This window comes from Bdellovibrionales bacterium, from assembly GCA_016714165.1.
GTDB lineage: Bacteria > Bdellovibrionota > Bdellovibrionia > Bdellovibrionales > UBA1609 > JADJVA01.
Genome location: JADJNU010000002.1, coordinates 695376 through 710457, shown reverse-complemented (window position 1 = coordinate 710457; position 15082 = coordinate 695376). Strand labels below are relative to the sequence as shown.

Annotated in this window: 13 protein-coding genes; 5 read left to right on the top strand and 8 right to left on the bottom strand. The window is 46.9% G+C overall.

The window, feature by feature from the left end; genetic code table 11:
• Nucleotides 1-894 carry a glycosyltransferase gene (locus tag IPJ71_14650; protein ID MBK7844902.1) on the bottom strand — a complete coding sequence of 298 codons (894 nt, stop codon included), beginning with the start codon at nt 892-894 and terminating at the stop codon, nt 1-3.
• A 196-nt stretch (nt 895-1090) separates the two neighbouring features.
• Between IPJ71_14650 and purD the strand changes: the two genes are divergently transcribed.
• Both purD and IPJ71_14640 read left to right on the top strand, forming a co-directional pair.
• The gene (gene purD / locus IPJ71_14645) at nt 1091-2356 is read left to right on the top strand and encodes a phosphoribosylamine--glycine ligase (GenBank protein MBK7844901.1); all 1266 of its coding nucleotides are present in this window, start codon (nt 1091-1093) and stop codon (nt 2354-2356) included.
• The gene (locus IPJ71_14640) at nt 2353-2958 is read left to right on the top strand and encodes an L-threonylcarbamoyladenylate synthase (protein MBK7844900.1); all 606 of its coding nucleotides are present in this window, start codon (nt 2353-2355) and stop codon (nt 2956-2958) included. The genes purD and IPJ71_14640 overlap by 4 nt, the downstream gene beginning before the upstream one ends.
• On the opposite strand, the gene IPJ71_14635 is transcribed toward IPJ71_14640, so the two are convergent.
• On the bottom strand, nt 2852-3979 hold the full coding sequence (locus IPJ71_14635) for a glycosyltransferase (protein MBK7844899.1): 1128 nt from the start codon (nt 3977-3979) through the stop codon (nt 2852-2854). The genes IPJ71_14640 and IPJ71_14635 overlap by 107 nt on opposite strands.
• A 115-nt stretch (nt 3980-4094) precedes the next feature.
• Between IPJ71_14635 and IPJ71_14630 the strand changes: the two genes are divergently transcribed.
• Entirely contained in the window at nt 4095-5105 is a 1011-nt protein-coding gene (locus IPJ71_14630) for an NAD-dependent epimerase/dehydratase family protein (GenBank protein MBK7844898.1), read from the top strand.
• 39 nt (nt 5106-5144) lie between these two features.
• Here the strand turns inward: IPJ71_14630 and IPJ71_14625 are convergent, their stop codons facing one another.
• From IPJ71_14625 to IPJ71_14615, 3 genes are all read right to left on the bottom strand, one after another.
• The gene (locus IPJ71_14625) at nt 5145-5861 is read right to left on the bottom strand and encodes a glycosyltransferase family 2 protein (GenBank protein ID MBK7844897.1); all 717 of its coding nucleotides are present in this window, start codon (nt 5859-5861) and stop codon (nt 5145-5147) included.
• A 64-nt stretch (nt 5862-5925) separates the two neighbouring features.
• On the bottom strand, nt 5926-6834 hold the full coding sequence (locus IPJ71_14620) for a hypothetical protein (protein ID MBK7844896.1): 909 nt from the start codon (nt 6832-6834) through the stop codon (nt 5926-5928).
• A complete protein-coding gene (locus tag IPJ71_14615) occupies nt 6835-7842 on the bottom strand; it encodes a prepilin-type N-terminal cleavage/methylation domain-containing protein (protein ID MBK7844895.1) in 1008 nt (335 codons plus the stop codon).
• Between the two features lie 421 nt (nt 7843-8263).
• Here IPJ71_14615 and IPJ71_14610 point away from each other — a divergent pair, with 421 nt between their 5' ends.
• Together IPJ71_14610 and IPJ71_14605 are read left to right on the top strand one after the other, a co-directional pair.
• A complete protein-coding gene (locus IPJ71_14610) occupies nt 8264-10066 on the top strand; it encodes a prepilin-type N-terminal cleavage/methylation domain-containing protein (protein ID MBK7844894.1) in 1803 nt (600 codons plus the stop codon).
• A gap of 191 nt (nt 10067-10257) precedes the next feature.
• Nucleotides 10258-10845, top strand: coding sequence for a hypothetical protein (locus tag IPJ71_14605; GenBank protein MBK7844893.1), 588 nt, complete (start codon nt 10258-10260; stop codon nt 10843-10845).
• Nucleotides 10846-10854: 9 nt separating this feature from the next.
• Here the strand turns inward: IPJ71_14605 and IPJ71_14600 are convergent, their stop codons facing one another.
• From IPJ71_14600 to IPJ71_14590, 3 genes are all read right to left on the bottom strand, one after another.
• Nucleotides 10855-12267: a sigma-54-dependent Fis family transcriptional regulator gene (locus IPJ71_14600; GenBank protein ID MBK7844892.1), complete on the bottom strand. Its 1413-nt coding sequence runs from the start codon at nt 12265-12267 to the stop codon at nt 10855-10857.
• A 172-nt stretch (nt 12268-12439) separates the two neighbouring features.
• A complete protein-coding gene (locus IPJ71_14595) occupies nt 12440-14383 on the bottom strand; it encodes a hypothetical protein (protein MBK7844891.1) in 1944 nt (647 codons plus the stop codon).
• Between the two features lie 3 nt (nt 14384-14386).
• On the bottom strand, nt 14387-15076 hold the full coding sequence (locus IPJ71_14590; GenBank protein MBK7844890.1) for a DUF2817 domain-containing protein: 690 nt from the start codon (nt 15074-15076) through the stop codon (nt 14387-14389).
• Nucleotides 15077-15082 lie beyond the last annotated feature (6 nt).

Here is a 15082-nt window from a genome sequence, read left to right as displayed (position 1 = left end):
CTAGATCTTTTTTAAATAAAAAATAAAGAGTGTAGCTAACTCAATAAGCTTGGGGCGTCCTTCCAAGTGGCGCTTGGCCCATTCCTGACCCATCTGAAATCCATGGTTAAAAAAAGACAAATAGAATTCATTCAGTTTGGATGGATAGGGGCAAGCGGAGAATATAGAGGAAAGGCCGATACCTGGTGGGAGATTCGCCTGTTCGCGCCTTTGAGCCCCGAATCCCTGCCAAAATGCTTTGGAGAAGAAAGTCCGCAAAGTCAAATGGACACGATGCTCAATCGAAAAATTGGGATCATACTTTAAACGATAGCCCTGCTGCACGAGTCGCGAATTGAGTTCAGTTTCAGCGCCACCAAAGACAATGCTTTCGTTAAAACGAAGGCCACTCGAGAAAACGCCCGCGTGGAATACCATATTTCCTCCGACAAGATTAACGGTATACCCGCTTTTTCGAACCGAATTCTCAAGCCATTGACGGCAAATACCGTTGTAAACTTGTTCTATCGTACTTGGCTTCGAACCGAGAGAATAAGGTCCACCGACAGCTGAGGCCTCTGGCCATCGTCGGAGTAGCTCAATTCCTTTCTTCAAATAGAAGGTTTGATTGGCAAAACAATCATCATCAAGAAAAAAGAGAAACTTTCCCTTCGCTTTTGAAATGCCCAAATTTCGGGCTCTGTTGACGCCAAGCTCTCCCACTTCAAAGAAATCATAAAGCAGACGTCCACCAATCTGTTTGTCTATTTGCTTTCTAAGAGACGGATCGGGAAGGTTGCTGATAATAAGAATTTCAAATTCGTCTCTCGGAAAATCCTGGTTCTCTAGCGAGCTTAGAAGGTTCAAGACAGAACGATGGCGGCGGTGGGTAGGAATTATTATTGATGCAAGCATAACCAATCATCTATCAATTGCGTCGCTCCTCCACAACGCATTTTGGGAGAATCTGCCGCTCATCGTCAGGGATACAAAGGAATTCAGTTTTTTGAGGTTTGTAGCCGTGACTGTTACCAGTTAATTAAGGGCGATTTACGGCTGCTGATTGACTCCTCTCAGTGGTTTAACTACAAGCGGTGTGGAGGTAATTAAAATGAAAGTTCTTGTGGTAGGCCAGGGAGGACGAGAGCATGCCCTCGTTCGGGCTTTGAAACAGTCCCCATGTGTCGATAAGGTGATTGCGATTCCGGGTAGCATGGGAATGGAAAAAGATGCCTTCTGCCTTTCTCATTCGTTAGCTCCGCCAGAGAAATTGATTTCTGAGATTCGAGACAGGAAGATCGACTTGGTGGTTATCGGTCCCGAGGGGCCACTTGCTGATGGCTTGGCGGATCGCCTCCGGGAAGCCGGCGTCCTAGTCTTTGGTCCCTCTGCTCAGGCCGCGCAATTGGAAGCGAGTAAAGTTTTTTCTAAAAGATTTATGGAAAGAGCAGGGGTTCCCACCTCAGATTATCGTGTCGTGAATTCGGTTGACCAAGTCATGGCGGCAGCTGATTCTTTCGTCCCACCTTATGTTCTAAAGGCCGATGGCCTTGCTGGTGGCAAGGGAGTATTCATTTGTCGTTCCCTGAAAGAATTGCAAGAATGCGCTCACTCGATTTTTGTGGATAGAATTTTTGGCGATTCCGGACACGAGGCTTTACTTGAAGAATTTCTGCCAGGCTGGGAACTTAGTTTTTTGGTGCTGACCAATGGGAAAGATTACGAGCCGCTGCCCTTGAGTCAAGATCACAAGCGACTCAATGATGGGGATGAAGGACCAAACACTGGAGGAATGGGCGTGGTCGGACCCCTCACTATTCCAAAGGAATTGTATCGCGAAATTGATAGAAAGATCTTGGCTCCATCAGTCGCTCAGTTGCAAAATGAGTCCCTTTTTTATCGAGGAGTTTTGTATGTGGGCATTATGGTAACGGAGAAAGGACCCATGGTCTTGGAATACAATGTGCGATTCGGAGACCCCGAAGCCCAAGTCATATTGCCCCTCTTAGATGGGGATTGGGGGCAGATTTTGAAGGATGTTGCCGATGGGCACTTGCAGAGTTTGAAATGGAAGTCGGATCATTGTGCCTGCGTCGTTTTGGCCGCAGAAGGATACCCAGAACGTCCCAAGTTGGGAGTTCAAATAATGGGAGATTTGGATTCTGATACTTTCTCTCAATACTTTCTGCATGCAGGAAGCACAAAAGGACCGGATGGGAATTGGTTGACAGCGGGAGGAAGGGTTCTGAATGCTATTGGTTGTGGGCCGTCAATGGAGGTGGCTTTGAAAAGAGCTTACTCTCAGGCGGAGAAGGTGTCTTGGAAGGGTCGTCAAATGCGAGTTGATATTGGCAAAAAAGTTTTGGTGCAAAAGTGATGGATGTTGATCAAGCCGTCTCCCACTTGTTGGAAGGCGGTGTCGTGGCCTATCCCACCGAGACAGTTTGGGGGCTTGGGGCTTTAAATAAGAGACCCGAGGCTCTTGCTCAGGTGATCAAATTAAAGGGGCGTGAAGTTGCGAAGGGGATGAGTCTTCTCGTTGCCGATATTGCGATGGCAGAGGAGGTGGCATTTATTTCTGATCAACGTATAAGGACATTCCTGCAAATTGTGTGGCCTGGGCCCTTGACCGTTGTATTAAAGGCCAAGCCTGTTGTTGACCCCCTGGTTCATGGGGGAACAGGCGAAGTGGGGCTAAGGTTGTCCTGTCATTGTCTGGTGCAGAAATTGATGGTCATGCTTTCTGAACCTCTTACTACAACGAGCGCTAATCAGACCGGTCACTCTCCGGCTCGATTGGGGGCCGAATTGACTTGGCTTCCAATGAATGTAGGGATTTTGGGGGGAGCAGAATCTGAAGGCATAAAACCTTCTACGGTCGTTCGGATTGAAGCTGAAAATGTCTTTTTGCTTCGTGAGGGGGCCATTGTTCGAGAAGAACTGGCTCGAGTGGCCCGATCTTGTGACCTGGTTTTTTGAAGAACGCAAGGAGAGCTCGATATCCAAGTCCAGCTAAACTTCCTAGGCCGTAGGAAAAATGAGTGAGGAGAAAGGCCATTGTCACTCTTGAAAAAATTGGTAGTGAGAACGAATTCGACGAAAGATTGAGACGCAGACCCTCCGAGACAACAAGTAGAAGGTATAATCCAAAGGCATTGAGAACCCAAGGCGCCAATGGCGCAAAAGCCAAAAGCAGAAAGAAACCAAAGACTCCAACGGCAGAAATCAAACTAGGAAAGTGGAAGTTTCGTCGCAAAGGCGCAATAGAAAAAGATTGGTGATAGCCAAATCGAAGCATACGCAGAGACCACTCCTTCCAGGTATTTGCGCTTTGGTTGATCACGAGGGGGGCAGGCAAAAGTAACAAAGTAAAACCGAATTTCGTCAATCTTAACCCCATTTCCACGTCCTCGCAGGTCGAGGAGAAATGAGGAGAAAAATTGCCAGCGGCGAGAAGAGCTTTGCGGCAGAACAGAGCGTTGGAGGTGGGGAGGTGATCTGCGATTGCGACTTCCTTGACAAGTTTTGATTGAGGGCTGCCGCCATGTCCAATTGGGCTCAAAAACATCAAATTGAGCGATTGATCAAAGAAATTGTCTCCAGAAAGCCGATTTGGTCCACCTATTCCAGCGAGATTTGGATGCCTCTGTCTAAATTTAACAAAGGTTTGAGTGAGGTGAAATAGCCAGGATGGAGGGAGAAGGCAGTCGCCATCAGTAAAGGCGATCAGGTCGCAATGGCAATGCTCGACAGCGAGTTGTCGAGCACCTCCAAGGTTATTCGTGTGATTGACCACTAGTTTAGACTTGAAAGGTAGCGAAGGGAGTATCTTTTGAAGCAGACGGAGAGTTTCATTGGCTCCTCCATTGTGAACGACGATGACCTCGTCGGGCCAATTCCCATCAAATTCAGAAAGAAGAGTTTTGAAAAGTTTTATCAATTGAGTGCCTTCACAGAAGGTAACAATTGCAACGGCAACGTTTATCTTATTGCTAGGCACGGGCCCCCTACCGAGAAAAATAGAATAAGCTGAGGAGAAAGTCGTTTACCTTCTTCTCCTCAGCACTTATGTTTTCATATCTTATAATCGCCCAAAATCGAAGTCTTAGGGGTAAATGAAGAAACAAACGATTTTTATATCTGGAATAGCTGGTTTTTTGGGGAGCCACCTGGCGGATTCGATGTTGGCCCAAGGACATCGTGTGGTGGGTTGTGACAGCCTCATCGGTGGAGATAGGGAAAACGTTCCTGCTCAGGCCGATTTTTATGTCGCGGATCTCAATGACTATAGGGCTATCAATAATTTGGTGCGCCACGTTGATGTCGTATTCCATACGGCGGCCACCGCATATGATGGGCTGAGCGTGTTTAGTCCTCATTTTATTACTCAAAATGTTTATTCGAACACAATTTCTTTGTTAGCGGCAGCCATAGACAACAATGTTCGTCGCTTTGTCTTTTGTTCTTCGATGGCGCGCTATGGGAAACAGGCAGTGCCTTTTCAAGAAGAGATGATTCCGGCTCCGCGAACTCCTTATGGAATAGCCAAGTATGCGGCAGAAAAAACAATAGAAAGTCTTTGCCGCATTCATCAACGGGAGTATGTGATCTGTGTTCCCCACAACATTATTGGGCCTCGGCAAAGATATGATGATCCATTCCGAAACGTTGCTGCTATCATGATCAATCGAATGTTGCTAGGAAAGCAGCCCGTCATATATGGGAATGGACTGCAGAAGCGCTGTTTCAGCCACATCAAGGATACGCTTCAGGTCTTGGAAAAATTGGTTTTTGACAAGGCGGCCGTAGGACAGATTATCAACGTGGGGCCGGATGAAGAATTTGTAAGTGTATTCGAATTGGCGAAGACAATTGCGGGAATAATTGGCTTTGAGTTAAAGCCAATCTTTGTAGATGGTCGTCCTGGCGAAGACAATCTTGCCAATTGCTCAGCAGACAAGGCCCGGAAACTTTTCTCTTACGAAACCAAATATACCTTATATCAAGGAATCAAAGAAATGGTGGATTGGATTCAAGCAAAGGGTCCGAAGCCATTTCAGTACAACATAGACATCGAGATCAAAAATGAGCTTCTGCCCCGCACATGGCGAGAGGCCATCATTTAAGGTAGAGCTAGAATCTGGCAAATCATCTCCGAGCAATGTTTAGCGTGCCTTCTTGTAAAATGGTAAAAGCGAGAATTTGACAAGCGTCCAAAGAAAAAGAGGGCCGTCAGAAAAAATCGATAATTTTGAATCCCCCAAGCGGCGATGGTATTGAATTGGTATTTCTCTATACACACCCTTCTGCCGCAAAAAAAGAACCGTCATAGCGAGAGAAAAATTGAGGTGATGAGGCAAGTGAGAGCAAAACACATGACGGTATTCTGATCGAAAAACTCGCATTCCAGTGCAGCAATCGTTCAGTTCTATACCTAAGAGGAGGACGGTGAGTCTCCGGTAGAGCCAATTGCCAAAGCAGCGAAGAAAAGGCATTTTTGATTGAGCGTTGAGGCGATTGCCACAGACCATTCCGGCCCGATCTTCTTTGAGCAAATTGACCATGGAAACAAGATCTTCGGGTTGGCAAGTGTCGTCCAGGTCATAAAAAGCGATGAGATCCCCTTTTGATTGGCGAAACCCTTCTTTGAGGGCATTCCCATATCCTCTATTGGTAGGAAATGAGATAAGAGAAATCTCAGATAAATATTGATGAAGTAGGTTTTCGCTTTGATCAGTTGATCCGTCATTGACCACTATGATTTCGATTTCTGACAATCCCGTCTGCTTTAATATTTCAGACTGTAGAGAAAGCAGCTTTGGAAGAACAATAGGAATAGCGGATTCTTCGTTATGGCAGGGAAGAACAACAGACAGGCGCATGACGGAATTCTCCACATCTTGTTTTTTTGAGTGAGAGGTTAAATGGAATTTTACGCCAGTGCAATTATATTTGAGGACGCATCCGCAAGATCGCTATGCGCTGGTAAAGAGTCCGCGCAGCGCCGCCGGCACATCCGGGAGGCAAGCAAAGTTTGATCTGAACACAAAAAATGTCAGGGTCGGCACAACGAACACAACTGAGACCGGCCGCAACGCCGCCTCCGACAGCATCAACGCAGGCTGGTACCGAAACAAGATTGTTTGTTGCTCCAAGTGGAGGTGCATTGGGCCGAGCGGACAGCAAATTTTCTGCTCCGATCTGAGCTTGTGCGGACTCCATTGGATCGAGGTAGGGCGCGATCGTCTGAATCGAATTTTCAAAGAGAGCGATGGCATTGGATTTGACTTTGACGGACCAGGGCGTTTTATCAAGGAGTGGAACTTCCAAAGTAGGAATTGCAGTTCCGTTGCTGTCGGATTCAATCGAAGAGAAGAGATTGTTAACGTCGACGCAATAGTCAGCCCCAGTAGTGGTGCGGACACAGTCGTCTGGGCTTGCGTTTCCGTCGAGATCATTGGTCAGACAAACTTCAAAAGACGGTCCGCCAAATCCATTGACCCCTGTGATCGTCCTGAGCGTCGTGCCAGCGGGGCAGGCCTGGGCTGGGTATGAACAGTAGCGACGACCGCCAGGGGCTGGGCCCATATCGACCGTTGCAACGGGAAGAAGTGGACAGGCAAGTTCAATAAACCAAGGAGGGTTGCGCAGTTGGAAAGCATTACCAAAGCGCAGGGCGAGTTGCTCCATGATGTTATATGATTGCATCGAAACACGCATCTTGTTGCGGATCTGGGAAGAGTTAGAAACGTCAGTCATCATGAGAGAAACAGCAATGCCAAGTAAAAAAATGGTCGCAACCGCGGCGGCGAGAGTTGAGAGTCCTCGTTCGTTTTTGAGAATTTGTTTCTCCATCTAGAATCCCTCTGAGGTATTGGCACTCGAAAGGCTCGGAAAATTGAAGTCAAAAAAGTACAGAGCTCCGTTTACGCGTTCAAAAAATTTCTGATTTACCACTCCATTTTGTTGAGCAGGAGGAGAGAGGATGTTGTTTCGAAAAACCAAATGAATCGTTCTGTCGACATCTGAGTAAGGCGATGTGGTTAAGCACATGGCCGCCGCGGCTTCCGCTGGTCTGCAGAAACGCCAAAGCGTTCTATCTGAAGCACCGAACGCTCGCATGCGAAGAACAATGTCCACGCCACGAAGGAGAGTGCCGGCACCTGCCCCTGGAGGATCTGGGTTTGCAATCTGAAGATCGACAATATTCTCAAAAGAAATAGATCCCTTGTTAACTCCCGCCTCTGCCGCTCGCAATGTTTGATTTACGCCGACGGCGGTTGCTTCAGTGATCCAGAGGACTCCCGAATAAGCAGCTGTCTGATATTGGTAGAAAATTCCTGCTCCAGTTAGTTGACTCAATTTGGGAGCCCCAGCCCCTCCATCGACCCCGCTCGGACGCGATTCTCTCAAAAAAATGGCCAAAGTGTCGACGGGAGGAGTGGGAATGACTCCGGGGTAGGCGCCTGGTCCCGTCGCGGGGGCCGTATATTGGCGTATTCGCCCGCAGTTGGTTCCTACGTTAAAGCAATCTCCACCGGGCCCGACGGCAACAGCCTGCGCGTCTATGTCCGCGTTTCCTTGCCATCTCATACCAATGGCTTGATTTCCGTACTTAAGGAGAGCCATGTTAACAGTAATCATATTGTCCATCATGTGTTGGCGTTGCTGGCTCACTTTGATGCCTTTGTTAGTTTCGACAATGAGGGTTCCGGCTCCTAATAACACAATTGAAGAAACAAGCGTGGATATCATGAGCTCGGGGAGAGTAAACCCACTTTGATTTTTAAGTTGAACTGAAAATAAACAGAAAGACCAATCAAAGTTACAGTTTTTCCATCTCAAAAGTCCCTTTGCCTTCACGATCTATTCCTCTCAGCATTTGACCTTGGAGTTCTGAGGCATCACGGTCTCCAGTCAGGGGATGTAATTGGTATCGGGATTTTTGTGGAAAACTAGAATGTTCTCATTTAAATATCGCGTGGGAGTTTCATTTTGGATCGTTATGCACTCAGACCACCCAGCGCAGATTGGATTTTGAGCTCATTTTGATCTCATAATGCTACCATAAGCTATCCCGATTGATTGTCGTTCCAGACTCAAAGACCCTGGGTAGCCTGCTTCTTTCCCTCTTTAAACGGAGGCCAGATAAAACGGCGATTGTGGTAGCCATACCTTACAACGATCCCATCTTGAGACGAACTTAGATTGTGGTTTGGAAAAAATGGCGAATAGCCGATGATATTGAAAAGCGACAGACAAATTGCAGAACGGAGTGACTTTTTTGAATTCTAAAAAACAAAAACGAGCGGCTCTGATTTGGTGCAAGTCAGAATCGACCCGGGGATTTTCTCTTCCTGAGGTAATGGTTTCAGTGGCTATCATTGCGATAACCGGTCTTGGAGTTTCCCAGATTTTTGTAAATAGCCATCAGGCAATGAACAAAATAGGTGAATCGAGCGAATGCACCAATCATTTAAACACAGTCGTCAATCGAATACGTTCACTGGGAGCTCGGCTCACTATTGGTGATTATCTCTTGCCTGCTTCTCCTCCGGGGCCCGCTCAAGTTCGTTGGGCCGTTAATGGCGTTGGGACGGTTGGAGTTGAAGGCGATCCTGGTGGAGCTGATATCCTCATTGCAGATCGGTATCCTGCCGACGCAAACTTTAGCATTTCAGATGAGCCGGTTGGTGTTAATCCGGTGAGATTGCAAAATGCCCATCTCATTCAGGGAATCATGGGAGGTATGCTGGCAATTTCAAACTCCAATAACGCCATCTTCTGTGCTGCGGCGACGGGTGGAGTCTACAATGCTGCGGGGGGAGTGCTCAGTCAGCTGTTCACTCCTACTGTTTCAAATAAGGCGTTGACCAATTTACAGACGACAATTCGAATACGACCCTTTGACCTTGCAACTGGGGCAATCCAGGCTTGTCAGGCCCCTCTCATTATTGCACCAAAAGGAAACCCCAAGGCGATGTCAAATTTTATGCCGACGGGATTTCCTGCGCCCCTTAACGTAGGGCAGATTGATACAGGGCAAATCGTATTGACCGCCGGAGTTTGTCCTGTGGGTACGACCCTGGTAGCGCCAGCTCCGCAAGGAGGGGGTATGAATTATTGCAGCACTCAAGTTTTAAATGGCATAGCGTTTGGACCCAATGTTCGAAACGATTTGGGTTTATTGGTAAATCTCACAGCAACATATGTCGATAAAAATGGCGTTGCCCGGGGATGTTCGGGCGAAATGCGCCTTCAATACCCTGAAGACGGCTCAATTCCGACGACTCCCACAATCACAGTTGTCAGAAACTCTACCTGGTCAAACGGTGTTGGAGGCCAGATTCGGCATAGTGAGTGGCTTGTTGGTCCGTCCATACCTCATGGAGCGGGGGCACATGCCAATTGCGTTGCAAGAAATCTAAACGTAGTTCAAATTCAGGTCGGTTTTATAGCGGCGGGCAATGAGCCGGGATCAGTCCTCTTGTGCCGCAATCGATCTTATCGGTTGCCACCGCCTGAGGCAGTTGGCTACTCGTCGGCGTGTTTAGCTGGCCCATCGGGACCTCAATACCCACCCACCGCCTTTTTCCCTAGTCAGGGCTGGACGGTTGCGCCCACAAACGGATTGCCGCGACCACAGAGGGCAATTGGGACCAACTGGGCTCCGAATCCCGGAGGAGCCTTTGACGTCCCCTATTTGAACATTTCCTTGAACGGGGTCGACAACTGGACTGCCGCCGGTCATCCACCTATCAACTATATTCAAGACGGAAACAACACTTGGGTGGCTTGTGATAAGGCCACTGTATGTAACGCGACTCCGGCAGTATCTGTTGCGACATCAACTCCTACTATAAAAAATTATTTAATGACATTTAATAACCTCACCTCTGGATGTGTTATTCAACTCGATGTCCGCGCAGTTGATACGGCCGGGAATCTGTCTCCAATGGCCAGAATTGATCACACCACGACTAACGCAGCAAATATCGTTCAGTTTCCTACCTGCGGCTGGTGGTGTGGGAATGGAAGGAACGGTGGAGTCGGGCCTGGAGCCTTTACTTGCGGTGTCTGCCCGTAATCGATTCCCATAATCGCGATTTGTGTCAACCATTCTATCACCCAGCTAGATCTTGACAGTCGCGGTCCAGTTTCCGCCAATTAGGAGCCTTCATACAGGCTAAGGTTTGGTCTGGACCTTGCTCTATATCTCATCAGTAACTTAATATGACGATGTGACAGTGTCTCGAAATGAGACGGGAGAAGGATCTGGTGAAGACAAGAGTTCATCACATGCTCAGCCTGGTGATAGCAATCTTGTTAATCTGTCCCGAATCCCCTTGGGCCGCCATTCGAAATCCCTTTTTGATGCATGAGACCGAATCCAAGAATTTGGATCTCAGTTATATAGAAAAAATACGTCCCAGACCCATCGACTTTCAATTTCGCACCGAAGATTATATTCCCACTTGTTTGGCGCCCAGCGATGATGCCAATTATGTGGCTTCAAGAATTTTCGCACACAGTTTGGGAAGTGTGCTAGGCTCGCCAAAAATTCGAAATTCGTCTATCGGACAAGTTGCAAATACTTTGAATCAGTCCCTCAACTCAAGCCTGCAGATCGAATCGGCCAATTCAAAGATTAAGCATAAAGTGCAGTTCGCTCTGAGAGCCGCAGAAACAAAAGCCGCAATCAACTACAGTGGCTACTTGCAAGCCCAATTGGCCTATCAAATCGACAGAAGTGAACTTGGTTTCGAAATGAGTGGTCATTTGAACCAAAATGCAAAATTAGCGTTCAATCACAAGGCCTCTTCAGGTGATGTGAGAAATATGCTGACCTTGCAGTGGGTATTTTGACTTCTCTTCTCAGATTGAGATATCAGGAGGAGCTAGCCCTTTCTTTTTTATTTTTTCTACTAAGGTAGTACGGTTTAGCTTCAACAAAATGGCGGCCTGATTGCGATTCCAACCCGTCTTTTCAAGAGCTTTCAGAATCAGAGAGTTCTCAAAGTTGTCGACGGCAGAATTAAAGTCCATTCCTGATTCAGAAATTGAGTCCATGTCGCCCGCCAGGAAATCTGATTTCTCGTTGGTGCCGTCGTTTTGCCTATATTTGGCGGGCAAGTCTTCTACGCCAACCATGCCTTCGCCTTTCAGAATCGTAAGCCTCTCCACGAGGTTTTCCAATTCACGAATATTGCCGGGCCAATTGTAGCGAAGTAAAAAGTCCATGGCCGCTCCTGAGATTCCTCCCAATTTCTTGTCGCGATTGCGATTGAAGTGAGTGAGAAAATGTTGAAAGAGAGTCGGGATGTCAGATCGGCGCTCACGAAGAGGGGGAACAGTGATGGGTATCACGTTAAGGCGGTAATAGAGATCCTCCCTGAAACGACCATCTGCGACTGCCTTTTCAAGATTTGCGTTCGTGGCTGCCAACACGCGGACATCAGTAGAAATAGTCTTAGTGCTACCCAATGGCTCAAAGCGGCGTTCTTGAAGCACGCGCAATAGTTTGACTTGGAGGTTCGGACTCATATCGCCGATTTCATCGAGAAAGAGAGTTCCACCTTCGGCCAGCTCAAAACGTCCGGTGCGATTTGCAATAGCCCCCGTGAAAGCGCCCTTAATATGACCGAACAATTCACTTTCCAAGAGTTCTGCGGGAATGGCACCGCAATTGATTGGGATGAATGGCTTGCCCGCGCGTCGAGAATTAAAATGGATCGCTTTTGCGACCAGTTCCTTTCCCGTTCCACTTTCTCCGGTAATAAGAACAGTGGCATCGGATTCAGCGACCTTTTCAATGATTCTGAGAACATTCATGATTTCTGAGCTTTGACCCACGATGTTTTCGAAAAGATATTTTTTGTGAAGAGCACTGTCGAGTGCAAAATTCTCAGAACGAGATTTATCGCTTGAGAGGGCTTTTTCTGCTAGGGTTAGAATTTCGTCCACATTAAAGGGCTTGGTGACAAAATGGAAAGCGCCTTTTCGAGTCGCCTGAACGGCCAAGTCAATGGTGCCATATCCTGTGAGAAGAATGACTTTAATTTTTGGATAAATCAGGAGGAGTTCTGTCATGAGATCCATTCCGTTCCCATCAGGAAGGCGTAGATCAATAAAGGCGAGATCAAGAGGCACATCTGAATTGGCCAAGGTCTCGGCTTCTTCTCGAGTGCCGGCAGTCAATACCTGGTAGCCGATGCGGGTGAGGGATCGAAAGAGAGTGGTGCGAAGAATGGATTCATCTTCAACTACTAGAATTCTGTGAGCTTGCATTGAGCTCCCTTCCCTGGCGATGCAGCACCTCAATCCTTGAGGTGCCTTTTTTACAATCATTAATTGCAAGCCGCATCTATTATGCTGAGGCTAGGACTGATGGACTGAGCTACTTAATTCAAAACCCATCAAGTTCCGTTAGGATAATGTTAAGTGAGACAACCAAACAGTGTCAAATTTTTGAGCCAAAAACTTGGCTGTCATCTTTTAAATCTGGACGTTTTAAGGTAATTTTTGCCGAAGTGCCGGACCCCAGTTGAGAGGAGATTTCGAGGTTTCCGAAATGGTCAGTCATTATTTTGAATGCCTTTGTTAATCCTAGTCCTGCATTCTGTTTCGAGGATTTTGTCGAGTAGAGTGGATTAAAAATTTTCGACTTGTTTTCTTCAGAAAATCCAAATCCATTGTCACTGATGGTTAATTGAATTTCATCGAGAGTTTTCGTCAGGGTGATTTGGATCTCTCCCGGATGGCCGGGATCTTCGTCCATTCTATCTTCAACAGCTTCGATCGCATTTTGCAAAACATGACGAATTGCTTGGGAGATGTTTTGCGGTTGGCCGTAGATATAGCAAGGTTCATTCGATGAATTAAATTTGATCTGGATGCCCCGACTTCGGGTCCGGATGTCGAGAAATTTGATGGTTTGATCAATGGTATCACGCAGATCGAAATTGACAGTTAAATCAACATCTTCTTGGCGAGCAAATCCCAGTAGATTTTCCACAATCTCTTTGCAGCGATTTGTGGCTTCTTCCATAGCGAGAATATCTTCAAGAATTTCAGAGCCTTCTTTTAGTTCCATCCGGATAAGTTGCAGAAAGGACATGATGCCCCCCAAGGGATTATTCAGCTCGTGAGCGATACTACTGCTAATTATTCCGAGTTCAGTCATTTTTTCCGACTCTAAGACTTGCCTTTCGAGTCGGAGTTGAAGGGTCATGTCTCTGAAGATAACCAGAAAGGTGGGATGCCGATTCAGTTTTGATCGGAGTGGCTGTATGCGCACGTCATGGGTGTTGGTGTCGATGCGGTCTTGGGACGGAACCAACAATCGAAAGCTAAAATGGCCATCGCGAATTTCGGGCGGTGTCGAACGACCAGTTAGAGACATAAAGCAATTTGCGTTGAGTAGTTCGTTGGGGCCCTTCCCGCAGGCAATCCTAAAAGCGAAATTCGTTCGAATAATTCGAAATTGTTCATCAGTGATACACAGAGGCTCTCCGATGGCATCAAATGTGGATTGCCATTGAGCCTTGAGATTTTGAATGTTTTCAAATGATCGAAATCTATTGACTACCAATGAAATGGCTTCGGTTACTTGATGGAGAAACTCCGCCTCCATTGCTGTGAAGTCACCGGCTTGAGCAGTTCGCGCAAAATAGGCATTTCCTATCTGCAAATCATCTGAATATAAGGGCGCCTTAATGAGGAGAAAATCTCTCGCAGACTCTATGGATTTGGATTCCAGGAGATTGTGTTTTGAAAAGAAATCTATTCTTATCCAGGAGAGAGTTAGATATTTTGTGAGTATTTTAGCTAACAGCCTTTCAATCTCTTTTGGACTTTTTGCTTGATTTATAGCGAACATAGCTTTGCGCAAATACGCAACTTGGAGTTTTGTTTGTTGCTGCTTAGTCCGAGATCGGTCAAGGCGCATTTGGTGATTGGCGATTTTCAAATTGACTTCACGGTTAATCTTTTTTAGGCCTTCATTTTGGTCTTCGAGCAGCCGAGCGAATTCAAAATTTTGTTTAGAATGGCAATAGTTTCTGTAGGCCTCCATCACATAAAGTTCAAGATTGGGATCTTGGTGAGTTTTGAGTAACCGAAAGGGCCTACACTTATTTGTAATCTGGAGAAGATCTCTCCAGCTGAAACCATGGATTATAAATATGAGGTTGGTTTGGGGAGATCTCTTTTGATATTCTTGGAGGCACTCGATCAATGCGTTGATATCTCTGGGGGAAATTTGAAAGATAATTACCGGAAAGGTGTTCCTAAGAAGCCGATGTTCCGCTTCTTTGACACTGTTAATCCACTCGGCTCCCAGTTGACTTTGCGAAAAGGTCTGAGAACTGAGAAATGGCGGATCCGAATAAACTTCACTAACCATAATTTATTTTACGGGAAGAGGGAGAGGATGCTCAAAGATCTTTTGCAAACCCGGCCCGAATCGAGTCCAGGTTTCGTGCTGAGTGGCGCCCTCGCGTTCCTCTGTGCATATGACCGGAATACCGAGGTCTAGCCAGGCCCACTGTCCAAGACTGCCGGGAGTGGGGTACCCAATGTCTTCTTTCAATGAATAGCCAGAGCTTTCGACAAGAAAATGAGGAGCTGGATGAGGGAGGTTTCCTGCAAAGATCACAGCCGGTATCCATGAATGAAAATGAATAATGAGACGCGGTTGGAGGTCATGGATCAGCTGAGTGAGAGCCTTGACTTCATTTTCGCTTCCACCCGACGGTCCGGGATAATATCGTGGAGCCTTGTGCTCGGTTGTCCAATCAGTGCTGGGAAAGTTTCGGTTTAGGTCAACTCCTCGACCATTGGTCCTCTGGTTCAGTTTGAAGCCCTCGACATTGAGACAAGGAATAATCGCCCATTCATGACGAATTATCCCGCTGTGGCTTTTAAGCCACTCCAGTAGAGCTGTAGCCAGGAAAACCCCTTCTGGCTCGTCTCCATGGACGCCACCAATACAAATAAGTGGCGCACACTTCTTTAAGTGCGTTAGAGGCGACGAGCTGTAAAGCGATATGGGTTGTTGATTTGATGATTGCGCCCAGTCACTTAGAATGTGAAGCATAAAATA